The sequence below is a fragment of the Methylobacterium pseudosasicola genome, assembly GCF_900114535.1.
GTDB classification, from domain to species: Bacteria; Pseudomonadota; Alphaproteobacteria; order Rhizobiales; family Beijerinckiaceae; genus Methylobacterium; species Methylobacterium pseudosasicola.
This window is the reverse complement of sequence record NZ_FOTK01000030.1, coordinates 55,430-80,280: the sequence shown is the minus strand read 5'-3', so window position 1 is coordinate 80,280 and position 24,851 is coordinate 55,430. Positions and strand designations below refer to the sequence as shown.

General features: G+C 66.5%; 32 protein-coding genes and 2 pseudogenes. 23 read left to right on the top strand and 11 right to left on the bottom strand.

Going from position 1 to position 24,851, the window contains the following annotated elements; all coding sequences use genetic code 11:
* The first annotated feature begins 22 nt into the window (after positions 1-22).
* On the top strand, positions 23-271 hold the full coding sequence (locus BM228_RS34000) for a hypothetical protein (protein ID WP_139234176.1): 249 nt from the start codon (positions 23-25) through the stop codon (positions 269-271).
* Between the two features lie 426 nt (positions 272-697).
* On the opposite strand, the gene BM228_RS24050 is transcribed toward BM228_RS34000, so the two are convergent.
* Positions 698-1,390, bottom strand: coding sequence for a TetR/AcrR family transcriptional regulator (locus tag BM228_RS24050; protein WP_244537289.1), 693 nt, complete (start codon positions 1,388-1,390; stop codon positions 698-700).
* 104 nt (positions 1,391-1,494) lie between these two features.
* Between BM228_RS24050 and BM228_RS24045 the strand changes: the two genes are divergently transcribed.
* The 3 genes from BM228_RS24045 to BM228_RS24040 all read left to right on the top strand — a co-directional run bounded on the left by BM228_RS24045 (position 1,495) and on the right by BM228_RS24040 (position 2,719).
* Positions 1,495-1,986 carry a YciE/YciF ferroxidase family protein gene (locus tag BM228_RS24045; protein WP_167367805.1) on the top strand — a complete coding sequence of 164 codons (492 nt, stop codon included), beginning with the start codon at positions 1,495-1,497 and terminating at the stop codon, positions 1,984-1,986.
* A gap of 257 nt (positions 1,987-2,243) precedes the next feature.
* On the top strand, positions 2,244-2,369 hold the full coding sequence (locus BM228_RS35890) for a hypothetical protein (protein WP_280110120.1): 126 nt from the start codon (positions 2,244-2,246) through the stop codon (positions 2,367-2,369).
* Between the two features lie 104 nt (positions 2,370-2,473).
* Entirely contained in the window at positions 2,474-2,719 is a 246-nt protein-coding gene (locus BM228_RS24040) for a hypothetical protein (RefSeq protein ID WP_012322138.1), read from the top strand.
* Positions 2,720-2,760: 41 nt separating this feature from the next.
* Here BM228_RS24040 and BM228_RS24035 read toward each other — a convergent pair.
* Positions 2,761-3,583, bottom strand: a pseudogene (locus BM228_RS24035) (ATP-binding protein); the annotation flags it as partial.
* Here BM228_RS24035 and BM228_RS34810 point away from each other — a divergent pair.
* The gene (locus BM228_RS34810; protein ID WP_342030178.1) at positions 3,516-4,286 is read left to right on the top strand and encodes an IS3 family transposase; all 771 of its coding nucleotides are present in this window, start codon (positions 3,516-3,518) and stop codon (positions 4,284-4,286) included. The pseudogene BM228_RS24035 and the gene BM228_RS34810 overlap by 68 nt on opposite strands.
* Before the next feature lie 434 nt (positions 4,287-4,720).
* Here the strand turns inward: BM228_RS34810 and BM228_RS24025 are convergent, their stop codons facing one another.
* Genes BM228_RS24025 through BM228_RS24015 form a run of 3 tightly spaced genes read right to left on the bottom strand, consistent with a single transcriptional unit; the run spans position 4,721 to position 9,292 of the window.
* The gene (locus tag BM228_RS24025) at positions 4,721-6,334 is read right to left on the bottom strand and encodes an efflux transporter outer membrane subunit (protein ID WP_244537288.1); all 1,614 of its coding nucleotides are present in this window, start codon (positions 6,332-6,334) and stop codon (positions 4,721-4,723) included.
* Between the two features lies 1 nt (position 6,335).
* The gene (locus BM228_RS24020) at positions 6,336-7,904 is read right to left on the bottom strand and encodes a DHA2 family efflux MFS transporter permease subunit (protein WP_092044558.1); all 1,569 of its coding nucleotides are present in this window, start codon (positions 7,902-7,904) and stop codon (positions 6,336-6,338) included.
* Entirely contained in the window at positions 7,901-9,292 is a 1,392-nt protein-coding gene (locus BM228_RS24015; RefSeq protein ID WP_244537287.1) for an HlyD family secretion protein, read from the bottom strand. Before BM228_RS24015 ends, BM228_RS24020 begins: the two co-directional genes overlap by 4 nt.
* A gap of 183 nt (positions 9,293-9,475) precedes the next feature.
* Between BM228_RS24015 and BM228_RS24010 the strand changes: the two genes are divergently transcribed.
* The 6 genes and pseudogenes from BM228_RS24010 (at position 9,476) to BM228_RS23985 (ending at position 13,389) form a co-directional block, all read left to right on the top strand.
* On the top strand, positions 9,476-10,150 hold the full coding sequence (locus BM228_RS24010) for a TetR/AcrR family transcriptional regulator (RefSeq protein WP_167367803.1): 675 nt from the start codon (positions 9,476-9,478) through the stop codon (positions 10,148-10,150).
* A gap of 156 nt (positions 10,151-10,306) precedes the next feature.
* A pseudogene (locus BM228_RS24005) lies at positions 10,307-10,923 on the top strand (transposase); the annotation flags it as partial.
* Entirely contained in the window at positions 10,898-11,263 is a 366-nt protein-coding gene (locus BM228_RS24000) for a periplasmic substrate-binding domain-containing protein (protein WP_208612086.1), read from the top strand. The pseudogene BM228_RS24005 and the gene BM228_RS24000, both read left to right, overlap by 26 nt.
* 475 nt (positions 11,264-11,738) lie before the next feature.
* Positions 11,739-11,969 (top strand): hypothetical protein, encoded by a 231-nt coding sequence (locus BM228_RS23995; RefSeq protein WP_092044554.1) that lies wholly within the window; start codon positions 11,739-11,741, stop codon positions 11,967-11,969.
* 383 nt (positions 11,970-12,352) lie between these two features.
* Positions 12,353-13,117, top strand: coding sequence for a Crp/Fnr family transcriptional regulator (locus BM228_RS23990; protein WP_092044552.1), 765 nt, complete (start codon positions 12,353-12,355; stop codon positions 13,115-13,117).
* A gap of 5 nt (positions 13,118-13,122) precedes the next feature.
* On the top strand, positions 13,123-13,389 hold the full coding sequence (locus BM228_RS23985; RefSeq protein ID WP_244537286.1) for a hypothetical protein: 267 nt from the start codon (positions 13,123-13,125) through the stop codon (positions 13,387-13,389).
* A 1,902-nt stretch (positions 13,390-15,291) separates the two neighbouring features.
* On the opposite strand, the gene BM228_RS23975 is transcribed toward BM228_RS23985, so the two are convergent.
* Positions 15,292-16,518 carry a hypothetical protein gene (locus tag BM228_RS23975; RefSeq protein WP_092044548.1) on the bottom strand — a complete coding sequence of 409 codons (1,227 nt, stop codon included), beginning with the start codon at positions 16,516-16,518 and terminating at the stop codon, positions 15,292-15,294.
* A gap of 547 nt (positions 16,519-17,065) precedes the next feature.
* Here BM228_RS23975 and BM228_RS35160 point away from each other — a divergent pair.
* The 8 genes from BM228_RS35160 to BM228_RS23935 all read left to right on the top strand — a co-directional run bounded on the left by BM228_RS35160 (position 17,066) and on the right by BM228_RS23935 (position 20,448).
* Positions 17,066-17,260, top strand: a complete 195-nt coding sequence (locus tag BM228_RS35160) for a hypothetical protein (RefSeq protein WP_208612085.1) — start codon at positions 17,066-17,068, stop codon at positions 17,258-17,260.
* 71 nt (positions 17,261-17,331) lie between these two features.
* Positions 17,332-17,694, top strand: coding sequence for a DUF7940 domain-containing protein (locus BM228_RS36225; protein WP_483128467.1), 363 nt, complete (start codon positions 17,332-17,334; stop codon positions 17,692-17,694).
* Positions 17,691-18,002, top strand: a complete 312-nt coding sequence (locus tag BM228_RS23960; protein WP_092044543.1) for a glycoside hydrolase family protein — start codon at positions 17,691-17,693, stop codon at positions 18,000-18,002. The genes BM228_RS36225 and BM228_RS23960 overlap by 4 nt, the downstream gene beginning before the upstream one ends.
* 286 nt (positions 18,003-18,288) lie before the next feature.
* Entirely contained in the window at positions 18,289-18,798 is a 510-nt protein-coding gene (locus tag BM228_RS23955) for a hypothetical protein (protein ID WP_092044542.1), read from the top strand.
* The gene (locus tag BM228_RS23950; RefSeq protein WP_092044540.1) at positions 18,795-19,103 is read left to right on the top strand and encodes a hypothetical protein; all 309 of its coding nucleotides are present in this window, start codon (positions 18,795-18,797) and stop codon (positions 19,101-19,103) included. The genes BM228_RS23955 and BM228_RS23950 overlap by 4 nt, the downstream gene beginning before the upstream one ends.
* A complete protein-coding gene (locus BM228_RS23945; protein WP_092044539.1) occupies positions 19,100-19,582 on the top strand; it encodes a hypothetical protein in 483 nt (160 codons plus the stop codon). Before BM228_RS23950 ends, BM228_RS23945 begins: the two co-directional genes overlap by 4 nt.
* Positions 19,579-19,902 carry a hypothetical protein gene (locus BM228_RS23940; RefSeq protein ID WP_092044538.1) on the top strand — a complete coding sequence of 108 codons (324 nt, stop codon included), beginning with the start codon at positions 19,579-19,581 and terminating at the stop codon, positions 19,900-19,902. Before BM228_RS23945 ends, BM228_RS23940 begins: the two co-directional genes overlap by 4 nt.
* Positions 19,903-20,199: 297 nt before the next feature.
* The gene (locus BM228_RS23935; protein ID WP_092044536.1) at positions 20,200-20,448 is read left to right on the top strand and encodes a hypothetical protein; all 249 of its coding nucleotides are present in this window, start codon (positions 20,200-20,202) and stop codon (positions 20,446-20,448) included.
* On the opposite strand, the gene BM228_RS23930 is transcribed toward BM228_RS23935, so the two are convergent.
* Positions 20,445-20,684: a helix-turn-helix domain-containing protein gene (locus tag BM228_RS23930; protein ID WP_092044535.1), complete on the bottom strand. Its 240-nt coding sequence runs from the start codon at positions 20,682-20,684 to the stop codon at positions 20,445-20,447. The two genes, BM228_RS23935 and BM228_RS23930, sit on opposite strands and share 4 nt — an antisense overlap.
* Positions 20,685-20,917: 233 nt before the next feature.
* Here BM228_RS23930 and BM228_RS23925 point away from each other — a divergent pair, with 233 nt between their 5' ends.
* From BM228_RS23925 to BM228_RS23910, 4 genes are all read left to right on the top strand, one after another.
* A complete protein-coding gene (locus BM228_RS23925) occupies positions 20,918-21,490 on the top strand; it encodes a hypothetical protein (protein ID WP_139234175.1) in 573 nt (190 codons plus the stop codon).
* Positions 21,490-21,738, top strand: coding sequence for a BRO-N domain-containing protein (locus BM228_RS23920; RefSeq protein ID WP_092044532.1), 249 nt, complete (start codon positions 21,490-21,492; stop codon positions 21,736-21,738). The genes BM228_RS23925 and BM228_RS23920 overlap by 1 nt, the downstream gene beginning before the upstream one ends.
* Positions 21,723-22,448 carry a phage antirepressor KilAC domain-containing protein gene (locus BM228_RS23915; RefSeq protein ID WP_092044530.1) on the top strand — a complete coding sequence of 242 codons (726 nt, stop codon included), beginning with the start codon at positions 21,723-21,725 and terminating at the stop codon, positions 22,446-22,448. The genes BM228_RS23920 and BM228_RS23915 overlap by 16 nt, the downstream gene beginning before the upstream one ends.
* Positions 22,449-22,518: 70 nt before the next feature.
* Positions 22,519-22,893, top strand: a complete 375-nt coding sequence (locus BM228_RS23910) for a hypothetical protein (RefSeq protein WP_092044529.1) — start codon at positions 22,519-22,521, stop codon at positions 22,891-22,893.
* On the opposite strand, the gene BM228_RS23905 is transcribed toward BM228_RS23910, so the two are convergent.
* The 4 genes from BM228_RS23905 to BM228_RS23890 all read right to left on the bottom strand — a co-directional run bounded on the left by BM228_RS23905 (position 22,890) and on the right by BM228_RS23890 (position 24,843).
* Positions 22,890-23,111 (bottom strand): hypothetical protein, encoded by a 222-nt coding sequence (locus BM228_RS23905; protein ID WP_092044527.1) that lies wholly within the window; start codon positions 23,109-23,111, stop codon positions 22,890-22,892. The two genes, BM228_RS23910 and BM228_RS23905, sit on opposite strands and share 4 nt — an antisense overlap.
* 84 nt (positions 23,112-23,195) lie before the next feature.
* Positions 23,196-24,026: a metallophosphoesterase gene (locus BM228_RS23900; protein ID WP_092044526.1), complete on the bottom strand. Its 831-nt coding sequence runs from the start codon at positions 24,024-24,026 to the stop codon at positions 23,196-23,198.
* A complete protein-coding gene (locus tag BM228_RS23895) occupies positions 24,023-24,622 on the bottom strand; it encodes a hypothetical protein (RefSeq protein WP_092044524.1) in 600 nt (199 codons plus the stop codon). Before BM228_RS23895 ends, BM228_RS23900 begins: the two co-directional genes overlap by 4 nt.
* On the bottom strand, positions 24,619-24,843 hold the full coding sequence (locus BM228_RS23890; RefSeq protein WP_092044523.1) for a hypothetical protein: 225 nt from the start codon (positions 24,841-24,843) through the stop codon (positions 24,619-24,621). Before BM228_RS23890 ends, BM228_RS23895 begins: the two co-directional genes overlap by 4 nt.
* Between the last annotated feature and the right edge of the window lie 8 nt (positions 24,844-24,851).

Here is a 24,851-nt window from a genome sequence, read left to right as displayed (position 1 = left end):
CTGCTGACGATCCTCGCCTGCGATGAAGCGCTTCATCCCGACCTCCTCAGACCAGGATCTACTCTACCAAATCAGCGCGTTTTCACACAGCCTGGACCCAACGCAGTCGTTCATGCGCAATCGTGCGGATCCCGAAAGCGGACGTGTGCTCCGATGCTACTATGGCAGCAACGCGCCCTTCTCAGCCGTTCCTAGGAGCCACGGCGCTTCTTTTGAGCGGACGTTGTTCGCCGGATTTCTGGTGATTGTTTGTGAAAAGGACGGAAATTAGCTCGCTGCCGAGAAGCGGCTTAGCGTTTCGCACGTCGGTGAAGACGGCATCGATATCAGGCCTCTTGGCCATGATCCTCAGGGCTTGGGTGTACGTCCACCGGAGCCGGTCGCAACTGAAGCGGCTCGCCTTATGGAGGACTTCGAGAGCCACCCCATCGTCTGGCGGGTCAGCGGCAAGGCCGGGGCCGTGGCGCGGGGCGGACGGTGGTGAGGCCGTGGCTCAGGCTCACGGTCTTTGGGTAGCCGTGCCCTTGGAGCGAGGGCTTGCGGCTCCTAGAGCTGTCTTCCGCATCCGCGCGAGTTCGTGCACGCACTGTGCCAAATCAGGGAAACGCGGTGCGATCCCAGCGACCGTTCACTCCGGGGTGGCGACGTCGAGAGAGGGGAGTCCGACCTGCACCTCCTCGGCGAGCTTGATGCCGACCTAGCGCGTTTTGAAGGTCGAGGGGGAATGGACCGCCTTTCGGACATCCCGCACTCCCTCCGCGAGGAGGCCATCGACGGCCTGCGCGACGTCCTCCCTGGCCCGCAGCCTTAGGCTCGGGAGGTCCACGCCGTAGAGGGCGTGCATCTGCAGCGGCATAAAAACCCGCTCGACGAACCGGGTCGCGGCCGGCGTCGCCGCGACGAGCATCTCCGGGGTATGCCCCTGGCCCGCGATAATTTCCGCCAAGGCCGATACGCATCCGCCATAGCCGATCCGATAGGTGGCCAGCGCCATCTCGGGAAACCGCGTAACTTCGGCGATGGTCAGTCGCATGAGCGCGATCACGTCCGGTACGAAGATCTCGTCGGCGAGCAGCATGGCGACGCCAAGCAGGTTCTCCCTGGAGACGCCTCCGTCCGATGCGGCCGAGATTCGGGCGACGGACTGGGCTACACGTCGGCGGACCACCGCCTCGTACAGGGCCTCCTTGTTCCGGTAGCGCGCGTAGAGGGTTGCCTTCCCGGCTTGCGCCTCCTCGGCCAAGCCCTCGAAGGTCGTTCGGTCGAAGCCGTGGGACAGAAACAGGCGCGTCGCTACGTCGAGCACCCGCTCTTCGACTTCGCCGGCTTGGTCGGCGCGCGGCCGACCGCGGCGCCCAGAGACGACGGCGCCGACCGCCTGTGTGGCCACCTTGCGCAAATTAAGCTCCTCCTAGCTGGAACAATACGGCGGCACTCCGCTTTCACAAAATGAACGCGTGCGTTCTTTTTTCTCTTCAATGCAGGAGTTGGCCGATGGCCGAGCAGGATTACGAGCAGTGGTACATCCAGGGTCTCCAGGCGTTGAAGAGCGCCGACGAGCAGGGGAAGGAAGCCGCGAAGGCGGCCACGAAGGACCTGAGCGATCCTGAGCTCCGCAAGATCGCCGAGGAGGGTTCCGCGACGGCCGCGCGCCATGCCGAGACCATCACGCGCCTCCTGCATGAGGCGGGCGGGCAGCCGAGCAACAAGCCCAACAAGATCATGGAGGGCATCCGGGCCGGCACCATCGACGTCATGGCCGCCGCCAACGACCCAGCCGTGAAGGACGCCAGCGGCGTCGCATCCGCCCAGATCTCGCTGCACTACTACATCGCCGCCTACGGCACGCTCGCCGCGACCGCCAAGCACCTAGGCCGCGAGAAGGAGGCCGCCGAGCTCAAGCGCATGACCGACGAGATGAAGGCGTTCGACGAACGCTACACCAAGGCGAGCGAGGCGCGCGCGAATAAGCAGGCCAGCCAGTAGGCCTTACGCAGCCGGCGTCGTCCGGAGGGGCCAGTAAGACGGTCTCAGGCCACCGGCGTCGGCAATCCAGGACATAGGGATCGCAGGGGGACTTCCCCCTGTGGTGCGACGGCCGGTCGTCTTTCCGCCCCCTCAGGTCGCCCGGCCGTCAACACTGCTCGCACCGGCTTGCCAGGTCGACCCCGGGGTCCCTGCAGGGGCGGTCAGCTGCTCTTAGTAGCCGCGAATGACATCAAGCGCCGAACGCATCTTGTTCGGTGTCCACTAACCCCTACAGCGAGAACGCCAAGGGCCGCCATTTCCTGGACGCCCTAACCGCCTCGCTCAAGGACAAGGCCAAAGTTGCTCACGGCACCGCCGAGTGGTTGGTCAAGCTCGCCTGAGAAGCGCAACCGCGAGGTCCCGTCCGTCGACGCCGGCGGGCGGCAGCCGTTCACGGATGACTAGGACATGCTCGCGACCGGTGGGTCGCCTGATTGGAGTACACATGCCGAACCCGTTCTGCGCCGCGATCCTACTCGCCTTCGAGGCGCAACGGGTCATCGAGTTACGATTGGTGCGCATCGCGTGGGGCGGGGCGCAGGCGCAGGCCGAGATATTCTCGATGGTTGGCGAGAAGGTGGTGGCCGCGATGGAGGCCGCCAACACGCTGCTGGCCGGGGGCTCGCAAGGCCAGGTTATCTCCCGATACCGCGAAATCGTGGCCGACAACACGCGACGCCTGACAGACTAACTCGAACGGGCTGAACAGCTTGAATTCTCAATCTCTTAGCGTCAGACGCTCGCCGGGGCCGGCCGAATCTTTGGTCGACGTGCTGTGACTGCCCGCAGGACCTTGCCCGCCTTCTTGGCCGAGTAGGGCTTGCGCAAGAACTCGAAGCCTTGGGCGCCCTCCCGGGCCAGCACATGGCTGTAGCCGGAGGTGAGAACCACCGGCATCTCGGTGTATAAATCCCGCAGCCGCCGGGCCAATTCGATGCCACCCATGCCCGGCATCACCACATCCGACAGCACCGCATCGAACCGGAACGGCACCGCCTCGATCTCCGCCAGCGCCGCCTCGGCCGTCTGGTTCAGCACACTGCCGTAGCCCAGGTCGTGCAGGATCGGCGTGCAGAACCGGCCAATCTCGACGTGGTCCTCGACCACCAGGATGGACTTGTCTCCATCCTCCAGCGCCTGCCCGTTGAGCTGGGCGGCAATTAACTCCTCGCCGGGGCCGCCTCGTCTTGGGGCAGGTACAGGGTGAAGGTGCTGCCCCGCCCGACGACGCTGCACACGTCCACGTGGCCACCGGATTGGTTGGCGAAGCCGATGACCTGGGACAGCCCCTAACCGGTTCCGCGGCTGACCTCCTTCGTGGTGAAAAACGGCTCGAAGATCCGGGCGAGCTGCTCCTTCGCGATGCCCGAGCCGGTGTCGGTGACGGCGACCGCCACGAACGAGCTCGGCGAGTCGGCTTGGCCCCGGTTGCCCGGCTTCGGCGCGCCGTAGGTCATGGCGATGTAGTCAGCGTGCCTTCCCCCTTCATGGCATTGAGTGCGTTCACCGCGAGGTTCACCAGCACGGTCTCAAACTGGATGGGGTTCGCGCGCACCAAGCGAGCGCTCCACGACAACGCCATAGCCGAGAGCTTCTTCTCGACCCTCGCATGCGAGCTGCTCTATTGCCGCCGCCTCCGCTCTCAGCCCGAGGTTCGGATGGCGGTGTTCAACTACTTTGAGGGCTTCTACAATCCGCTGCGTCTTCCCTCGGTGCTCGGCTATTGCTCACCCATTGCCTTCGAGCAAAAAATCGAATTGGACAGGTCCAGCTCGACCTTGATCGAGCAAGCCCCCCTAACCGTCCATCGAACCGGGGCAATCCCAGTTCAACGCGTCGGCACTGGTTCCGCTGACTGCGTCCACCGAGAAGCGGCCGTCGGCCAGCAGGGTGTCCAGCACACCCCCATGTGTACGCGCCGTAGGATCCGCCGCCTTGAAGCGCGAGGCAGAGCGGTCGCTGGTGGGACGCCATGGGGGTTCTTCGTGGTCAGATCCAAGTCTTGGCGTCGACGCCGTGATCGGGCCGTCGGTGCCCCTCCGGTCGCCACGCACCGCCGGCCCAGTCCGGGCTGCGGCGTGGCGTCGAGGAATGGCGCTCGACCGGCCTGCGGGAGGGGGCGAAGCGCGAGCCAGTCAATGCATCGCACCTTCGAGGAACGAAGGCGGGACTTCGTGGTATTGGCGTGGCCGGTCAGTCCTCCACTCCCCCCGTCACGGTACGACGGGTGCTCCGCCCTGGCGCGGCCGAGGGCATGATCGCGGCGCCGGAGGCGACGACACCCGCGACCATCCGAAGTTCTGGCGACTGACGGGGGTCGTCCGCTATCCGTTCCGCCTCGACCTGCAGGCGAAGGTTGCAGGCCTTGGACGGGAGACCATCGTTCGGGGTGCAGGCGTCGTGCCGGGCACACGCGGCGTCCAGGGCGTCGACCGGAGCCAGGGGGGCGTTGTTGCCCGGGCCACAATAGTTGCCGTGGATCAAGAGGGTTGGACGAGCGGGTGCGGTTCCAGACTGGGCTACGCACGGGATCACGAAGCCCGCGGCTAGGAAGATTGAGGTAGCGATCCGAGTGAACATGATGGGTCTGCTCTGTATGGTCGCGCCCCCTCAGGCGTGACGCCGACTGCCTTCACGGGTGACGCAGGGCCGTCCCGCGCATGCAGCCAGCTCGTCGATGTTCCCCGGTCCCTCATCGGCCGAGGGCCCCGTCGTGCACGACGTCCGTGAGCGGGATGCCCACCTTGGCCAGGGACAGGGGCGGCGTCCGTCCGACCGGGAAGGTCGTCTCCCAGCCGCCGCCGAGCGCCTTCGACAGCGCGACGAAGTCGGTCGAGATAGCGGCCGTCGCCTGGGACAGGCTGGTCTCGGCTTGGAGCACCGTCTGTGAAGCCTGGAGGACGGTCGTGAAGATCTCGACGCCCTGGACGTATCGCGCCCGCGACAGGGCGAGGGCTTGGCGCGCATCGGCCACCTGCCTGGCCAGACGCGCTCGGCGGGCCTCGTCGCCGCGTAGAGCGGCGAGGGCGTTGACGACGTCGTGCCAGCCCTGGAGCACCGCCTTCTGGTAGGCGATGGCCGCCTCCTGTTGCCGGGCGCGCTGGAGCACTAGGTTCGACTTGAGCCGCCCGCCCTCGAACAGCGGGATGGAGATCGAAGGGCCGATGTTCATGTACTGGAGCGACGAGCCCCGGAAGAGCTTGCCCGGGTCGACCGAATTCACGGTCGGGCTTCCGGTCAGCGTAACGCTCGGGAAGAACTGCGCTTCCGCGACACCGATCTCGGCCACGGCCGAATGCAGGTTGGCCTCGGCCCTGCGGATGTCGGGCCGGCGCATGACGAGGCTCGACGGCACACCGATGGGTATGCGCGGGGGCACGGGCGGGATCGAGGGGCCGGCGACGAGTTCCTGCGAGAGCGCCAGCGGCGGTTCGCCGAGCAGCAGAGAGATCGCGTTGATTTGCTGGATCTCCTGCTGCTGGAGCTGCGGCAGCTGCGCTTTGATCGCCTCGACCTGCTGTGCCGCACTGGACGTATCGAGTCCGGTGACCAATCCCTTCTGCTGACGCACCCGGACGACGTCGAGGATCTGCTCGTTGACCCGGATGTTGGCGAGGTCGATCCGGATGAGCTCCTGGGTGCCCCGCAACTGCACGTAGGCTCGCGCGAGTTCGGCCTGGCCGGAGATCAGCGCGTCGCGCCTCGCTTCCGCGGAGGCGTCCGCCTGGGCCTCTGCGGACTCGACCGAGCGCCGGACCTTGCCCCAGAGGTCGAGTTCCCAGGAGGCGTCGAAGCCCAGCGTGTAGCTCTCGAAGCCGTTGGTCAGCGGCGCCGTCAGGTTGCCGCTGGAAGCGCCGCTGCTTCCGCCCGTCAGGCTGCCGAGCGAGTTGGAGAGGAGGCCGATGGTGCCGTTCTTGCTGAACTGCTGCCGGTAGGCGCTGCCTTGCCCGTTGAGGGTCGGCAGGCCCGCGGCAGCGGCGGTATTGATCTGGGACCGGCTCTGGAACAGCCGCGCGGTGGTGGTCTGAACGTCGAGGTTCTGGGCCGCCAGACGGTCCTCAAGTTGCGCCAGCACGGGATCGCGGAAGGCGAGCCACCACGCAACGTCCGGTTCGGCGTCGATGGTGCGTGCCAGGAGTCGCCGTGGCGTCGGCGCGACGAGGCCGGTGTCGAGATAGTCGCCCGCGTCTGCGAGCGGCGTCGCGGGCGGGGCGAAGTCGGGCCCAACCGTGCATCCGGCAAGGCCGAGCAGGCCGGCCGTGATCATCGCTCGGCCGCGTCGGCCGAGGTATCGGGAGAGCGTCATGTCAGTGTCCCCCGCCGCCTTCGCCTTGCGCGGTCTTGGCCGAGATCAACAGGCATAGGGGTACGACGAGGAACGCCAGGACCGCCGCGTACTGGTACACGTTGCCGTAGGCGAGCACTTGGGCCTGCTTCGTGAAGGTCTGGTAGGTATGCGCGACAGCCTGCTGGTGCACCAACGACGCCGCCCGCCCAAGGGACCGGAGCGTGTGCTCGCTTTCCTGAATTAGCAGGTTGTAGCCGTGGCGTAGGGGCGTCATGAACGACGAGAGATGGGCTTGGTCGGCCTGCGTTCGTTCCGTCACCGCGGCGGTCGAGAGGGAGATCCCGACGGAGCCGAACACGTTGCGGAACATGGAGAACAAGGCGGATCCTTCGCTGCGGTAGCGGTCCGGCAGGGTCAGGTAGGCGATCGTGGAGATCGGCACGAACAGGAAGGCGAGTGGCGCCGTCTGCAGCGTGCGCATCCAGACCAGTGTCCGAAAGTCGACGTCGGGAGCAAGAAAGCTTGAATAGAACATCGCGGCGCCCGTGAAGGCGAACCCGAACATGATGATGTAGCGGGTCTGGACGAACTTCATCGCTACGGCGACGACGGGGATCAGGAAGATGACCGCGATGCCTCCCGGCGACAAGATGAAGCCGGAATCAAGCGCCGTGTAGCCCAGCACCTGCTGGGCGAAGTTAGGAGTAAGGACGGATCCGCCATAAAGCAGTGCCCCGACCGCACCGATGAGCAGGCAGCCGACGGAGAAGTTCCGGTCCTTGAACACGTTGAGGTCTACGACCGGCTCGTCGGCGATCAGCAGCCAGCAGATCGCGCCGAAAATTCCCAGGAATGCGATGACGGCCATTATCCGGATGAAGGACGAGCTGAACCAGCCGTTGACCTCGCCACGGTCGATCATGACCTGCATGCAGCCGATGCCGATGACGATGAGCGACAGGCCGACGTAGTCGAGGCCGCGGGCGCGCTTCTTCTTCTCGTCTGGTGGGTCCTGAACGAGGTATACGTTGACGAAGAAGGTGAAGATCCCGACCGGCACGTTGATGAAGAAGATCCAGCGCCAGGTCGAATGCTCGACGAGGTAGCCGCCCAGCGTCGGCCCGAGGACGGGGGCGACGACGGTCGCCACGGCCGTGACGCCGAAGGCGGCCCCGCGCTTGGCCGGCGGGAAGGTGTCGAGGATGATTGCCTGCTGGCTCGGCTGCAGGCCGCCGCCGAAGAAGCCCTGCATCAGGCGGAAGACGATGATCTGCCCAAGGCTCTGCGAGATGCCGCACAGGAACGACGACACCGTGAACATGCCGATGCAGATCAGGAAGTAGCGCTTGCGTCCGATGGTGTCGGACAGCCAGCCAGCGATGGTCAGCACAATACCGTTGGCGACGAGGTAGGCTGTCAGGGTATAGGTCGCCTCGTCGTTCGAGGCGGCGAGCGAGCCGGCGATGTAGGGCAGCGCCACGTTGACGATGGTGGTGTCGAGCACCTCCATGAACGCCGCCAGCGTGACCGCGATGGCGACGAGCCAAGGGTTGTGGGCGGATTCTCGACCGTTCGAGGCGTCGCTCATTTGAGCATCACCGTCGGTACGACGCTGATGCCGAGCGGCAGCGGCTCGTCCTTCTTCAGACCGCCGTGGATGACGATCTTCACCGGCACGCGCTGAACGATCTTGATGAAGTTGCCGGTGGCGTTCTCGGCCGGGAAGGCGGAAAACTTAGAGCCGGAGCCGCGCTGAATCGAATCCACGTGGCCCTCCAGGTCGAGGTCGGGGTAGGCGTCGATGGCAATCTTGACCCGTTGCCCGGGGCGCATGCCGTCGAGTTCAGTCTCCTTGTAGTTGGCCGTCACCCAGACGTCGGTGGTGACGAGCGACATCACTTGCTGGCCGGCTGACAGGTAGTCGCCGGCGTTGACGTTGCGCTTCGTGACCCAGCCGTCCTGAGACGCGCGCACCACGCTCCACTCAATGTTCAGGTCAGCCTGCTCGACTTGCGCCTTGGCCTGTTCGGCCTGGCCCTTAAGCTGGTCGACCTGCTGCTCGGACTGACCGATGTTCTGCTGAACCGGCATGGCCTGGACGAGGCGCGCCTGCGCCTGCTCGACCTGTGCCTTAGCCTGCTGGTAGTTCGCCGCGGTAGTGTCGACGTCCTGCTGAGTCGTGGCGAGCTTCGGCAGGCTCCTCTGACGGTCGTAGTTCGCCTGCTGCAGGGCGAGGTTGGCCTTGGCCGAGTCGAGGTTGGCCTGTGCGAGCTGGAGCGCGGCGGGAAAGTTCTTCCTGGCGATCTCGACGCCGAGCTTCTGGTTGGCGACCTGCGCGTTGCTGGCGTCGAGTTGGCCCTGGGCCTGCTCGCGGCTGAACCTGAACTGCCGCGGGTCAATGCGGAAGAGCGGATCGCCCTTGCGGACGAACTGGTTGTCCGTGACATCCAGGGCGATGACCTGTCCGGCGACCTGCGGGGCGACGTTGACGATATTCCCGTCGGTGTAGGCATCGTCGGTGCTAATCTTCCCGCGCGTCGAGAGCCAGTAGTACAGGCCGCCGCCGGCGAGCAGCAGTAGGACCACCGCCGCGATGCCGATGACGAGCGGCCGTCGTTTCCTCCGAGCTCGCTTGTCGTCTTCGGCTTCGTCTTTGCCCGCCCCGGAGCCTTTGCGGTCGTCTTCATCGTCTTCCCTGTCCGATCCGGAGCCTTTCCGGTCGTCCTGCCCCTCCGCCTCGTCGCGGTCGCGTCCGTTATTGGAACGACTGTCGCGTCGGTCCTCGTCGCCGCGGCCCCGGCGACGAGGCTCGTCGTCCCGGTATTCCTGCCCGGATCGTTCGTCACGGCGTCGGCGGGATCGGTCCCCATCCGAGTGTGAGCGGCTCTCTACACGGCCGCGCCACGCATCGGCATCCTTAAGGCGGCGGTCTTCGTACCGGGACCGGGTGCGCTCCAAAGAGCCGATGTCGAGCACGTCACGTCGATCCAAGGGCCCTCTCGACGGTGCGTACGGGCCGTCCAGGTCGTCTGCGCGCATGTGGGGAGATCACCCTTAACCTTCGCACGGCAACCGGCGAGACGACCTGTACGTTTGCTGCCATGACGGCGTGATGCATACGAACCGAGCGTTTCGTTTCTTTTCTGGAAGATGGTGCCGATGTCAAGCGAAACGCCCGGTTCGGGCAAGCGATCACGGGTTCGTGTTTCGCGTGGTGAGGAGCGGCGCGGCGAGATCGCGGAGGTCGCGGAGCGCGTGTTTCTCAAGCACGGCTTCGCAGAGACGACGATGCGGTTAGTGGCGGTCGAGGCCGGCGCTTCGACTGAGACGGTGTACCGTCACTTCGGCTCCAAGGACGAGATGTTCATCGAGGTGGTGGGCAATCGCACCCAGGAACTTCGCCAGCGGATCGAGACCGACCTCGAAAGTACGGGGCCACTCCCGACCGTCCTGGAATCTGTCGGTATGAGCCTCTTTGGGGCAATGGTCATGCCGGAAGTGTCGGCGCTAGGGTGCATCATCGTCGGCGAAGTGCCCCGCAATCCCGCGCTCGGCGAGGCGTTCTACGCGATGGCGCCTGGCCGGACGCTCGCCAAGCTGACCTCGTACCTTACGGATGCTCGGGCCCGCGGCGATTTCATCGGGGACGACCCGCAGCTCGCTGCGAACATGTTCATCGGACTGATCATGGGGAAAATCCTGCCGGTTCGCCTCTTCATTCCGCACCTGGACGACTCCAGCCCTGAGCAGATCGAACGCCACGTCGGCGAGGCCGTGCGGATCTTCCTCAGCGTCTATCATCGAGGTGGGGCCGGAGGCGGCGGGGCGAAATGACCGTTCACTCGGGCTTTGCGGCTGCCATGGCTTCACCTTGCTCATCGGGCAGAGCCTCGCCATCTTAGGGCCCGTCCGGTGAGGATCTGAGGCGGGGTTGAGTGGCCGGGATGGCGATGATTCCCGGAGGGCGCCGAAGCCTGACCTGGAAGCGTCATGTGGACCCCGACCACCCGGCGGCAGCATAGCCGCGTTGGTCGTCGCCATGAAACCGAGCTCACCGACGCCGAGTAGGCGGTAATCGAGCCACTGATGCCAAGGCCAACGCCTGTGGCCGGCCTCGCCTCTGGACGACACAAGAGGTCTTGAACGCCATCTTCTTCGTTCTGGGAGGTGAAAGCTCATGGCGGTTGATACTTAAGGATCTGCCGCCGCGTTCGACGATGTTCGGCCACTTCAGCCGCTGGCCTGACACAAAGCTGCTCGGCCGGATCAACCACCGCCTCGACATGCTTGATCGCGGGCGGATAGGACGGGAAGCCTCACCGTCCGCCGCGGTCCTCGACAGCCCAAGCATCAAGACGACGGAAAGCGGCTGTCCGCGCGGCTACGATGCCGGTAAGAGGGTCAAAGGGTGCAAGCGCCAAGCGCTGCTCGACATGGACGGGCGCACGCTCGTCCTAGATCTTCAGCGTGCCGACGTACATGACCGCGACGGGGCCGCGCCGGTGCTGTGCCTGTCGCGCTGGACCTTCCTGTTCATCACCAAGGCCTTCGCCGACGCCGGCTATGCCGGCGACAAGCCACATGGTCACCCGCCGGGCCAACAAGGCGCCTCCGGACCAGGGTGGCTGGAACATCTTCTGCACCGATTGGTCCGGCTTCGACATGCTGAACCCGGCGGTAGAGCAGGTGCTGCGCTGCGGCGGCGTGCAGACGGGCTTCTTCGGCTGGCCCGACCTCCCGCAGATCGAGGCCATGCGTGGGGCCTGGATCGAGGCGCCGGACGAGAACGGCCGCCGGAAGATCGCCCACGATATCCAGGCGCTGGCGATGCAGGAGGTGCCCTACCTGCCCCTCGGCCAGTATCTCAGCCGGACTGCCTATCGGGACGATCTCCGGGACGTGGTCAAGAACCTGTCCGTGTTCTGGAACGTGCGGCGAGCGTCCTAGAGGTCTACTGAGCGTGACGAAGGCGACGGTTCTCGCCGGATAGATGCTGGGCGTTCGTGCTCGTCAGAAGAGCGGGCGATACGGCTAAGGCCGTCGGCTTTCTGGCCTTTCCGGCCCAAAAGCAGAAGGTCGCGTTTCCACCCAATCCGGTCGTTGGCTTCGATCTCAACAGCCGGGAAGCGGACCCTCCGAGGGTCAGCAAGGGGCCGGGAACGGCGGTGAATGTCGGTCTGCTAAAGGCGCACTCATAGCGAACCGGCGCCGATCGATCCGATGGGCATACCCAAACCGTACCGGTCCGGGGCGCATGGCTCGTTGGCTTGGCCTTCCGCGTCCGGGTCGCCTCCATGACAGCCGCCATGGATACTGAAGCGGTCCGGGGAGGGCAGGTCGCCTACCTCCTACCAGCACGACCCACAGCCATCGACGCCCTACAGGGAACCGGAGCGCTTCATCTGCCCTTGTAAATTAACCCATGTTGTCTTTTACTCCCATTATGTCTGACCGAGCCGACAACGATGTGTGGGGCGTACTGTTCGAGACCGAAACACCTCGCCTGAGTGCGAAGGCGTTAAAATTGATCGGCCAGGGCTTGCGGGAGCTGTACAGCTCAATCCTGGAAGAAGCGCCTGGCGACCGTTTTGATGAGCTGATCGCGGCGCTCGGCGGGGCTGAACCCTGTTCCAAGGTGTCGAGCACCGGATAGCCGCGACGATGTCGGGGGCGGTTACAGCCGCGCCCGAGACGGCGGGTCATTCCGGCAGTGCAATCGGTTTCACTGAAGGATACCCAAACCGAACTGGCTTCATCGGCTGCTTTGGGTTGGGTGCGGACCCTGACCCTTCGCCTTGAAGCGGACACTCCGGCTCGAACCTAACCTCTCCATAGAAGCCAGCGCGCGTCATCCTCAAACGCGGACGTTTGTCCGGTCAGGTGTGTTGAGGCTTCGGTTCGGTGGGTCCGAATGCGTACAGTCATAACAATCTCAGTCACTTACCTGCTGCGCGCTGCCAATATCCATCATATGACGGGGTTTCTTGTCCCACACCGGACGTAGGGAGGCAGATCGCCCTTCGCTGCCGTGATCCGATGCAAGATGCGCTAATCCGCAAGCTTGAGAGCTTCGAGGAACTGATCGACGCTGATCGGGAGGCGTTGCGGGCGCTCGTTTCACGGGTACGGAAGGTGCCAGCGCGGTCAGATCTGATCCGGGAGGGTGACGTCCCCAGCGACGTGCATCTCATCCTCAGCGGCTACGCCTGCCGCTACAAGATCCTGCCGGACGGCCAGCGCCAGATCATGGCCTACTTCGTGCCGGGCGACTTCTGCGACCTGAACGTGTTCATCCTCGACCAGATGGACCACAACATTGGCACGATCTCGCCCTGCCATGCCGTGGAGATCCCCCGGCAAGCCATCGAGGAGATCATGGCCAACCACCCGCGAGTGACGCGGGCTCTGATGTGGTGTGCGCTCGTGGATGAGGCCGTGCTGCGCGAGTGGTTGGTCAACCTCGGCAGCCGCCCGTCCGATCAACGCATCGCGCATCTGTTCTGCGAGCTGTATCTGCGCCTGGAAGCCGTGGGACACGTCAACGACAACAGCTACCTGTTCCCGTTCACCCAGAACGAAGTCGCCGACACGATGGGCCTGTCGGACGAGCATGTGAACCGCACGTTGAGGGAGTTGCGCCGGCTCGAACTGATCACGTTGAAGCATCGGGTCCTGACGATCATGGACGTCGAGCAGCTCAAGGCGTACTGCGGGTTCAATCCCAACTACCTCCACCTCAGGAACGCGCGTTGGAGTGGCCGCCGGCAGGTGCCGTGGCTGAACAGCGTCCAAGGAGAGTAGCAGTGGTGGACCGGGGCAACGTCGAGACCCTGGTTGTCCTGCAGTCCATCTCCATCGACACGGCAAGCCCGGACCACGTTGGCATGCTCGTGATCGCCAACGGGTTGCTCGTGGCCGTGCTGGTGCGCCTCGACGCGCCCGAGCATGAGCGACGCGGGGCTTGGTACATGGAGGTTAGGCTTGGGCGGCTCGCGAAGGTACGCGCTCCCGTGTTCGATACCCTAGAGGACGCCACGCGGTGGTTCCGACAGCACTTAAAGGGGCAAGGCTGACAACCGGACCTTTCGATCTTCTGCAAGGGGTCGGAACCAGCTGCATACGGCGGTTCATTAAAGGCGCACTCAAACCAGACTGATCGCTATCGGCTTGAATGTCCGGTTCCGGCCGCATCGCTAAAGCCCGCTCACCACCCCGAGCCGAAGTTAGCGCAGGGGTGGCGAACGGCCGCTTTCGGGGAGCGCCGACTGCGTCTGAGGCGGCTGGGTTGGGTCGATAGGAGGCCGTCTGCTTTTCCGGCGTCCCTCCATCTTGGGGTGGCCGCGTCCGGAAATGCGGACGCCCACAGGTAAGGTCGGCTGTGCTCCACCGGCTCCCGTTCCGCATAAGATGACTATCCCCCGGGTTCGAGGCCGTAGCACCCCGCGTGGGCCTATGCCCGCGGCTGCCAGGGGACCGGCACCTTCAAAATGATCAGATCGCATCTCGACCGTTACCCGTCCCAGGTTACAGGGGAGCAGGCCTAGGCCCCGAGCCGGCGCATGCCCCCGTTTGCAGCGCGATACTCGATGGCGTTTTGGAACTCGGCCTCCATAAGCGGGGGATCCGCGCGACGGCCCCGCGCATGCCCTTATCGTAGGGCTTCTGCGTGATCGGCTTGTAGGAGGCCTGCTGGGTGGCCACGAGCAGCGCACGCGGGCGCCCGAGGCTCACGACGATGGATCCGGCCGTTTTTGCCGATCGGCGCAGTCCCGCGCGGGAGACGCGCAATGTTCCCATGATGCGGCTGCCCCCGAACATCGACCTCGCCCCTGTAGACGCCCCATCGACCCGGCCGCTGCCTCTTGGCACTCTGGACTAGGGCCTTGCGTGCCAGGCGTGCGGCGACGCCCCCGGGGAGGTTGCCGTAGCTGTTCCTATGGATGCCCTGGGTCAGGCCCAGGTTGCGCCGGTTGGGAACGTAGATCTCGTCCTGTGCCAGGCCCACGTCGCCGGGGCGGCGGATCTGGGGGCCGCTGCCCATGGCGTACTTCATGACGATCGACTGCGTGGGCCGCACACCGACATCGGCCTCGACCTCGCCCCGGTTCTTGCTCAGGGCCCGGGTGTCCGTGAACGCATTCCGCATCCACGGAGTGGGGTCCTGGAAGGCCTGGTCGATACCGTCCGTAGCTCCCTGGCAGGCTGACTTGGCCACCTCGCTCATGGTCCATGCGCAGGCGCGCTGGAACCGCTTCAGCGATGCCTCGCTGATGAATGCCTCCTGCCTCGCCGCGACCTAGTCGCAGACATCAGAGACGACGTCGAGGGGAAGGTCAGCCATGCCGGGCAGGATACGACGGGGGGCGTCACGCCCTTTAGGTCACGGGACACGCCAGCCCCTGACATGCAGAGCCCCCCGCCGGGATCCGACGAGGGGCTCACACGATGTGGTGCATCGAGACCAGCCGAGAGCAGGTCATTCCCTATACAAGAGGCCATGCATAGCCACAAGGAAATGCCAGTCATCTAACGGTTGAGATACGGGAATACGGGACGGTTACGCACCCTCAGCCCAGGGCAACCCCTATCAGGAAAGAACAGAGCCACACCCACAGCGATAAAGACCGGAGACCCCCAGGAGGGCCACCCAACCGGCGGAGCCACACCCGAAGCCAGGAGAGGGACACCCGACTGACAGAGCCAGACCCAACACCGCGGCGGGGACGAGAACCGGGAGGGCCACCACCCCCCCCGGCGCCACAGACGGGACCAGAGAGGGACACCCGACCGCGAGGAAGAGGGAGGGCCACCCGCCCCCCCCGAGCCCAGACCCAGGACAGGGAGGGACACCCGGACGGGGAGGAGAGGAGGTGCAGGCGAACCCGCCGGCGGGGGCCGAGCCCGCCGGCGGGGGCCGAGCCCCCCGGCGGGGGCCGAGCCCCCATATGTGGGGAAAATCGACGGTTCGTTGTGGATTAGCAAGATCTTAGCTTGTTGACGGTCCGGTCGAGGATTTCGCCCATGAAACCCACCACGCGAGAGCCCTGAGGGGCAGGGACGAGGAAGCTGTCGTGGACGGGCAAGGCGGGGACGCCGGCCCCCTCGCATGCCTTCAGGACGTCTAGGCACATGCGGCTGTCGATGGCCATGCAGTCGATGCCACGATCGGCACCGATGTCCCGGGCGATGAGTGGGTTCCGCTTCTGGACAGCCTTGAGGACGCGGTACGTGTACGCGAGGCCGTGACCCCAGGACCGTTCCTTGTTGACAAGGTACGCGGCCGCCGCCGGGATCGACTTCGCGTTCAAGGCCACGTTAAGGGCCAGCTTGCCCTCGTCCCGAGGGAAGGCGCCGGTCTCGTAGGGATCGTGCCTGAGGCGATGCCCCCGCATTGCGTAGAGCAACGTGGGGTGGAGGCGGGGGAAATCGGGCTCGACGAGGATCTCGCCGTTGATCAGACACTCTGCCCGGCGAGCCTTGGGCAGTTGCTGCCACCACCCGTAGAGCCGCCCGCCCTTGTCCGTGCGACCCCGGCCGAAGATGCGGTTGACCTGCAGAGTGGGCTCCGGCGTCACGGCGGCCCATCCGCCCCTACGCTCGCTCCGGGCTCGGACGGTCCATTGACCGCGTTCCCATCCATCGCCGGATCCGAGCGTAAGTCGCACCGCGCCGAGGTAGGAATTGACCCGGTCGACCTCGCGCCGCATCCGGCTGACGGCCTGGGTCTCGGGCACCGTGACCGGCTTGCCGTCGGCATCGCGGACGATAAGCGTGCATGGGCGGCGGCGGTACTCGAAAGGCGCGTCCTGGAATAAGCGCAACAACTCGGGCGTGGCCCTAAGCCGGGACTGCCTAGGGGTGGCGGAGAGGTGGGCGCCGGGCAGCGCCCTGTCCTCCTCCAAAAGCCCGTGGTCGAGACCCTCAGCCACCGCGCGCGTCACGCGGTCGTGCGTGTAGGGCAGGCCTTCGTAGCGCTGCGCGTCCTTATAGAACTCCTTCCGACGGGAGTAGCTGAGCCACCAGGCTTCGGGATCGTTCGGGCGCTCGTCGGCGGCGATGCATGCCGCTGCCAGGATGGAGCGCCTGGACTGATCGTAGAGCTTGTCGGAGTTGTCCGGAATTCCGGACACCCACAGCAGGCTATCCGGAACAGCCCACCGGAAATCGAGGGCGCGATCGCGCCCGGCGTGTGCGTCGTACATCCCTGTCTCTCGATCTCGTACATCGAGTCGGGCACCACACCGACACGATCGAGAGACAACTTCCTTCCGACCTATGCTTATGTCTAGGCGACCAGAGTTGACGCGGTCGCTAGTAGACCTTGGAAGATACTTGCTGAACTCGCATCGCCGATTTGACCCGCGAGCCACCTCAGGGCTTCGTTAGAGACGCGCCAGGACCACCTGTTTTAGGCAGCTGTCACCGAGTGCCACCCAGCCTCATCAGACCGCTCAGCGAGGCTCTAATGCGGTCGGATTTATTTGCGCGGCAGAGTGCGCACCGGTCTGAGGCCAGGTTCCCGACCGCGATGGGAACGATCTTTCTCGCGCCCCCTGCCCGAATCCCCTGCCTGTCGGACCCTCTCTCCACCCACACCGGAGAGCCGCCGTGCCCGTCGCAGCCTACGCCGTCCAAGCCGCCGCATCGCCGTCCCCGGCGCCCCCGGTTGTCGAGCACGACCACTCCGACGGCGTTCGGGCCCGTGTCACCGTCCATGCGATCCGGCGCTACGGCGACAGGATCCCTGGCATGGAGCAGGTGCTCGACGGGCTGGACGACATAGAAGCCGTGGACGTCATGCAGGCCTCGGGCGTGCCGATCGGCGAGGTCCGCCGGTGGCTGGCGTTCTACGGCGGGGTGGGGGTCCGGCACGGGGCCGTGGGCGTCTGCAGAGACGGTGTCGGCCTCGTCCTGAAAGCCGGACGCGTCGTCACCGTCGTCTAGCGCCGATCGGAGCGCCGGCGCCGCGCGTGACCTGGAACGCGTGACGGGGCCGAGCCGATCCTAGGGCCACGCTGCCCCCGGCCACCGGCGACGTCTCACCCGTCCCCCCTTGCTGTACGTCCCCACCGGATCGCCGGGGGCGGCACCCACCTCAGGGGGCCGCCATAGGCATCCGGATCGCCGACATCGATCTCCGGCTCGTCGAGAACGCCAGGTGCGTCCTCGAGCATGCCTGGAGCGTGCGCTTGCTCGTAGCAGCCACGGTGTTCGACGCCGCTCAGGTTGGGATCGGCTTCTACTCAGCCTCCGACGTGTTCACCCCGGGCCAGATGGCCGGGGCCAACATGACCTTCGCCCTGCTCGCGCTCGGGTCCCGCCTGGTCTCCCAGGAGAAGGTGTCCGGGAATGCGGACGCGACGGGAGGCGGGGCATGAACCTCGCTTGCCTCTTCCGCGCGTTCCGCGGTCCCGCCGCGGCCGCCGTCATCGCCACGGCCCATCCCGTCGTCGCCGTCCCTATCCAGGTCACGACGATCGAGGCCGTCGCCCCCGGCCCGGCCTCGAAGGGCAAGACCTGCTTCATCGCAGGGACGCTCTTCGCCACCCTGTGCTGCACCAGGATCACCGGCTTCGAAGGCATGCGGACAAAGGCATATCGCGATGGCGGGGGCGTGCCGACGGTCTGCGTAGGCGAGACCAAGGGCGCCCGGATGGGGATGAAGTTCACCATCGCCGAGTGCTAGGCGATGCTCGTGAAGCGCCTCGGGGAGGATTACGCCCCGGCCATCGAGCGGTGCGTGAAGCGTGACATGGGCGACGACTTCTACGTCGCCGCGCTCTCGCTCTCCTAAAACATCGGCACCAGCGGATTCTGCCGTAGCTCGATCGTCCGCCTCTACAACGCCGGCGACCGCCGCGCCGCCTGAAACGCCTTCCTACTCTACGACAAGGACAACGGCCGCGTCGTGAAGGGCTTGGTAAAGCGCAGGGAGGCCGAGCGCGCCCTCTGCCTGAAGGGGGTCTGAGACGATGTTCGAGCTCCTCTTCTCCCTGATCAGCACGCCCTTCGGCATCGGCGGCATCATCGCCGTCGCCGCGGCGGTGGCGGCCTTCTTCCTCATGCCGACCCTCGCGATGAGGGTCGCCCCGCCGCTCGCGCTCGTCGACCTCGTGCTGTTCGGGGCGGGCTACGTCCACCGGCTCACCACCGACCTTGCCGCCGCCCGGGCGGACGCCGCCCGGTTCCAGGAGGACTATCGCCAGGCCGAGGAGGTCGCGGTCCAGAACGCCGAGAAGGCACGGCAGTTGTCCTGGCAGCAGGGCGTCGACGCCGCCCCCGCGGATCGCCGGCTCGCCGAGGCCCGCGCCGAGGCCGAGAAGCGCCTCCGAGCGCGGGAGGCGATGGCCCGCATCGAGGGCGCCGAATCGGTGGTTTGCGCGTCCGGGAGCACCCGCACCCGGGCCAAGCCCGCTGCGGTCCCGCCGGCGATCGACGCCGCGCTCGATGCGCTGGCCCCTGCATCGGGGAGGCACCAGTGAGCACCCTCGTCGCCTTCCTCCTGATCCTGCTGGCCTACCGGTTCCGCCGGTGGATCCTGGTGCTGATCATCCTCGCGCTCTTCGCCGTTTGCGACCATGCCCCGGTCCAGGCGCCCCGCATCAAGCTCCAGGCACAAACCTACACCCCTGAGCAGCTCGCATGCTCGGGCGAGCCGCCGGTCCCTGGGCGTCCCCGCACCGCGGCCGCCGTCGGGCGGTACGTCGGCGATCTGCATGCGGCCTGGCAGGACTGCCACGGCGCGCTCGGGGTGATCCGCGAGCGTGAGCAGGGATCCACACCATGAGGAGCATCCGTAGCGTCCCCACGGTCTTCACGCCTTCCCGCGACCTTGAATGGCACTGCGCCGGCACCGACGCGCTCCTCGCCCTGGTTCTTGCCCTGCCGGGCCGGACGTTCTCGACGGGACCGATCTGGGACCGGTTCGCCAGCGTCATGCCGGAGGAGCATTGGGCGCTTCTCATCGGATCGATCGCGCTCGTCCGCATCGCCGCGCTGACCATCAACGGGCACTGGCGCCGGACACCGCTGCTCCGTGCCCTGACAGCACTCCTCGGGGCCGGGCTGCACGCCTACCTCGCCACGCTCTTCTACATGCCCACGCTCGGCGCCTTCGGCACCGGTGCCGCGTTCTCGGCCGCTCTGGCGATCTCCGACGTCAGATCCTCCTTCCGTGCCGGTCGCGACATCGTCGTCGCGGGCCGGGTCTTCGCCATGATGAGGGCTGCCCCGCCGGCGCCCCTGCCGAGGGGCTTCGCATCGTGAGCTTCTCCGCGATCCTCGACATCCTGGAGCCTTGGAAGGCGGTGCTTGCCTCGGGGCTTGGCATGCTGGCCGCCGCCTCCGGCATCGTCGGCGGAGTTATCAAACAGCGCTGGGTGCCGGACACCACAGCCCCCAATCAGGTTCCTGCCACCCGTGCCGCGACGTTGCGGCTTGACGCGGCCGACCGGGACCTGATCGGCGACGCGCGCGAAGCGGCTACGGAGCTGACCCACGCGATCCGCAACCTCACCGGAGCGACCGAGGATAACACCGAGGCGCTCAACAGGCGTCCATCCGGCGGCGGCGGGGGACGGCGATGAGCCCGATCCTCACCCCAGCCGTGGCCCTAGTGGCGTGGGCGATCGGCGTCGTCACGGGGATCGTCCTGATGGCCCGACATGAGGTGCCGAACGCGCCGATGACGGATCCCCCGCGATGGGAGCGATCCCTGTGACGGTCGCCGTCCCACCCCCCATCCCGGCGGACATCCAGCCCGCCGAAGTCGACTTTGCTGTCAGGGCGATGCTGCTGAGGGCAGGCATCTAAGCAGATCCCATTCCCGACTATTCCGAGCCCGCACTGATTCGCGCGCTCGCAGGCGTCGCGTACCGCCTGACGTGGCCTCGACGCCGGAGGCCGGCGTCAGCGCCCGGGCCGCCCGGCAGGAGGATTGGGAGGCCCGGCTGCGGCACAGGCCGTCCCAGGCCCAGCTGCAGCGGCACCTAGCCTGGTGCCGGGAGTCCGGTGCGGATCCGGCGTCATCGTGCGAGGAGCGCTGGGGAGCGGGGCCGGCTACGCTGATGCGGGGCGCCCCGGAACTGCGCGGGCCCAAGGGGAGCAAGCGGACCCGGTCGGTCGAGGCCTAGCGGGCTACGAGGCAGACGCCCGGACCGCGGCAGAGCTCCGGATCCGGCGGCAGGAACTCCACCCCCGCCATGAGGGCCGACATCACCGCGATCTGCGTCGCTTGGATCGGCTCGCGCTTCTCGCCTTCGAGATTGTCGATCGTCCTAGCTGACACGCCAGAGATGGCCGCGAGCTCATCGCGGGACATGTTCAGCAGGGCGCGCGCGGCGCGGATCTGGGGGCCGGTGGGAAACATGGCGCCAATCTAGCAAGATTTCCTCGCGCTACAAGGTTGCGCGAATCCGGAAAGGTGCCATTTATGGGATAGCCGCCCCGCTGGGGTGGCCCCGGGAAGCGGGGTTGGAGCCGCCGCCCGGAGCCTGGTCGAACACGAAAGTCAGCTTCATGTCCGAGCCGAATTTGAACCCTAGCATCGTTGCGCTGTTGACGCGCCCCTCTAAGCGGATGTCGGGTGGGGAGATCTCGCAGGTGAAAACCCATCTCCTCAACGCGTGCGGCCTCCTCAGCGAGGCTCAGCTCTACGACGAGGCCGCCGCGCTCGGTAAGCGGGACCCGAAGGCTGGCCACGCCCTCCTGATGGAGCAGGCGCAGGACCCGGGTTTCGAGCCTGCCTTCCCCGCGGTAAGGCTCGCGCTTCTGGTGGCGTTCTCCGCGCGGATGGACGTAATCGAGGCCCCTATGGAGACCCGCGACCTCCTCGCCGAGGTCAACGCCGATCTCCCCGGTGGCCCGGCGGACCGCGCCCGCGAGGCGGCCTTCCGCCGTGATCCGGCGCGCTTCCTGCCGGGGGCAGAGCGGTCCTCGATCAGCCTGTTCCGCGCCCCGGGCTTCGGCATGGTTCGCATCGGCGGCGTCGACACCCCGTGGACGTACGCCGCGGCCGGGAAGGTCCGCAGTGACTTCGCCGAGCTTTACGCCCTGGTCGAGGACGGCAAATTCGCGGGCGGGATCCTCGTCGGGCCGGCCGCCGAGGAGGGCGAGGTCTCGCTGCCCGAGGGCTACAGGTTCGTGGCCGTCGAGCTCAATGGCGGGAGGGCCTGATGAACGCCGTCACCCGCATCCCGGCCCCGCCTGAACTCTCCACCTTCAACTTCGATGGGCACGAAGTCCGGTTCGCCACGCTCGATGACGGCCCGCAATTGATCGCCAAAGACCTATGCGCCGCCCTGAAGCTCTCCAACCCGAGCGTCTCGCTCAGGGCGCTCGATCCCGACGAGCGGTCTAAGATCTTCTTAGGCCCCAGGGCGAGGTCCTCACGGTCACCGAGAGCGGCATGTACAGCCTGGTGATGCGTTGCCAGAAAGCGCTCGTTCAAGGGTCAACCACGTGGCGCTTCCGCAAGAAGGTCACAACCGAGATCCTGCCCGAGATCCGCCGAACCGGCAGCTACGGAGCGGTGGCCGCGCCGAAGCCGATCGACCCGATGGCGTTCCTCTCGAACCCGCACAACGCCATGCAGCTGGTCGCACAGTATGCCCAGCGCACGATCCAGCTGGAGGGCGTCGTCGCCGAGCAGGGTCAGGCTCTGGCTGTCGCGCGAGATACGATCCAGGAGCAGGCCGTCACCGTGGCCGCTCACGACCTTATCGCCAACGCCGACGGCGCCTACTGCGTCACGGACGTCGCCAAGCTCTTGGGCGTAAGGCCGTCCGCGCTATTCGTCTACATGCGCAACACGGAGGCGAGCGTGCGGTGGTTCTACCAGCGCACGAAGGGCGGCGATGACATCGGTTGGCAGGAGCGCCTCGATGCCGAGGAACTCGTCGAGGTGCCTGAGACGGTGTCGGTTAAAAAGGCGGATGGGACTGTCCTTGACAAGCTCGTGATCAAGCTGAGGGTTACCCCGCTCGGGATCACGAAGCTGGCCTTGCTCCTCGTCGAGGCGAAGGATGAGCATCTTCCGACCCCGATCGACCTGGTCCACCTCGTGCGTCAGTCGCGTGACGACATGACCTCCAGGCCCCGTGCCAAGGGCGGGGATCCGGGCCTGTTCGACTGAGTCCACAAAGGGTCCGCACATTGTGCGGACGCTTCACCTGATCGGAACAGATCCCCCGATAGGCACTGAAATGTCGCTCAGTTCTAATTCCACGCTCTCGGTTGCGGAGCGCCGCGCAGCATCCCGAGACCGACGGATCGCCCTCGGAAAAGCCGAGTTCGCGGCGGCCGCCCCGACGGGGCAGACCCTCGTCGCCGAGGCCGGTCGGCGCGGGAACGGGGGGCCCCCGGACGTGTCGGCCGCCGTCGAACTGCGCGCGGTCGGAGAGCTCCTCTACGGGCGCCGCTGGATCCAAGAGCTTGCCGAAGATCTGGGGGAGAACCCACGGCAGGTGCGGAGGTGGATTTCAGGCGAGGCGGCGGTCAAGCCGCGTGCATTGGCGTGGGCACGGGACGAGGCCCGCAAGCGGGCGCAGGCGATCCTGCGCTTGGTCGGCGAAGCCTAAGGGCACGGCGGCCAGCCATCCAGTCTCCGGTAGAATTCCCGTTCATGGACGATCGCCCCGTCCGGCAGGAGGGCGAGCGTCGTGTCGTAGGCGACGACGCTGCCGCCGTTGGCGTAGCACCGCGGCGCCCGCATCCGGCCGCCCTGGATCACGGCATCCTGGCAGTCGAGCCCGTCGATGCCGACGTGCCCAGCCTCGGGTCCGATCGAGAGCGGCATCAGCTCGCCGCTGATCGAGCAGTAGATGCCCGGCGGGGGGCCGGGTGCGCCGGCGACGGCGGCGATGATGGCGAGAGTGCGAATTTAGATCTCCAGAACGTAGGCGGGGGCGAATCGGGGATTTTCGAGCTCGACGATCCAGTCGCCGTTGCGGCGCCTATGGCTCGTGTCGTGGCCCCTTGGGTTGGCGATCACGCGCGTGCGGCCGACCTGGTAATCGCGGCTCGCGTGGACGTGCCCGTGGATCCATAGATCCGGCGCGCCAGGCCCCTCCATCATCGCCGTCAGGTCCGACGCGTAGGCGGCATCAATCACCTCGCGGACCTCCCCATGCAGGAGCGACCGCGGGTGCGGCGCATGGTGTGTGACGACGATCCGGGGCCCATCCCATGGCTGTGCCAGGCACCGCTCGATCCGGCCTCTGTGCTCGACGTGGAGCGCGGCGGCGGCGAGAGGCCGGAAGGGCGCGGGCGTTCCGAGCCGGTCCCGTGTCTGGACGAGCCTATGATCCCTCATGCCACCCTGGCGGTCGCCGGCAACGCGCAGCGCGTGCGCCCGGTGATCCGGACCGGCGACGGCGTAGTCCGTCCAGAGCGTCGCCCCGATCACCTCGACGCCGTCAAAATGCACGCACTGTCCGCAGTCTAGCAGCCGGATCCGTGCTGCGGCCGCGTCGTCCTGCGCCTGTCGGAGCTCGTCGGGCATGCGGGTCCGCCACCAGTCATGGTTGCCCGGGACGTAGACGATCTCGCGCGCCCGGGGGACGACGTGCTCCGCCAGCCACGGGATCGCCCTTCGCGTCAGGCCGTCGGCGACGTCCCCAGCGACGATCGCGAGATCCACGCGCGGCCCGGGCGGCGGCGTCCACGGGCACGCGTCGACATGCAGATCGGAGAGGATCCATACGCTCGTCACGCTCCCGTCCTCCCCTTCGCATGAAGCTCGCACTGGCACCGAAGCCACCCGCCCTTACGAATGCGACCTGGGCTTCCACAGTCTTCGCATATGAAACTTGATAGATGCTCTACAGCATCTGTGATATCATCGACGTATTGGCAGTCTTCCTCTGCCTCATAGTACCACCTGATGCTGCCGAACTTATCCTTGGCGTCGGTCGTACGGAAATTTCGCGGCACGCCCGCGGCGACGATTGCTTGAGCGCCGCCTTCCCATAGCCAAGACCAGCCCGGGCCCGTGGAGGGGGCCTGCCTCTGGAAGATGCGCTGGTACCGTCCGGCGAGCCGCACGTCCCAGTCCTGCGGGCAGTATGGCGCGCCCTTCCGCCAGCGGGCGGCGAGCGTCCGGACAAGGACCTCCAAAATCACGGGGCCCGCCACGACGCCGACGACGCCCAATGCCTTCCGCTGACGCTCGCGCGCGAGGATCGGGGCCTCCCATTGGACCACGGGCCCCATGGCGGACGGGACGATGGCGGTGATGCGCACGCTGTCCGAACCCGGGTGGTTCTTCAGGGCATGCCTGGCGATGCCGTAGAACTCGTCGACGATCATGAGTGGCCTCCGGGGATGGGGGCCAGCATGAAGGCGACGGCCTCAGCCTCGCGGGCGAGGCGCACGCCGGCGACGGGATCGATGCGTCCGGCCTCAACCAGGCGGTCGATAAGGCGCACACGCTCCAGGCAGCCGCGGCCGATCAGGCCACAGATCCTGTACGTGTCGCAGGCGCCCCGGATCCGCGCGGCGATCAGGGTGAGGGAGTCTGTGTTTTCCACGGCGGCCT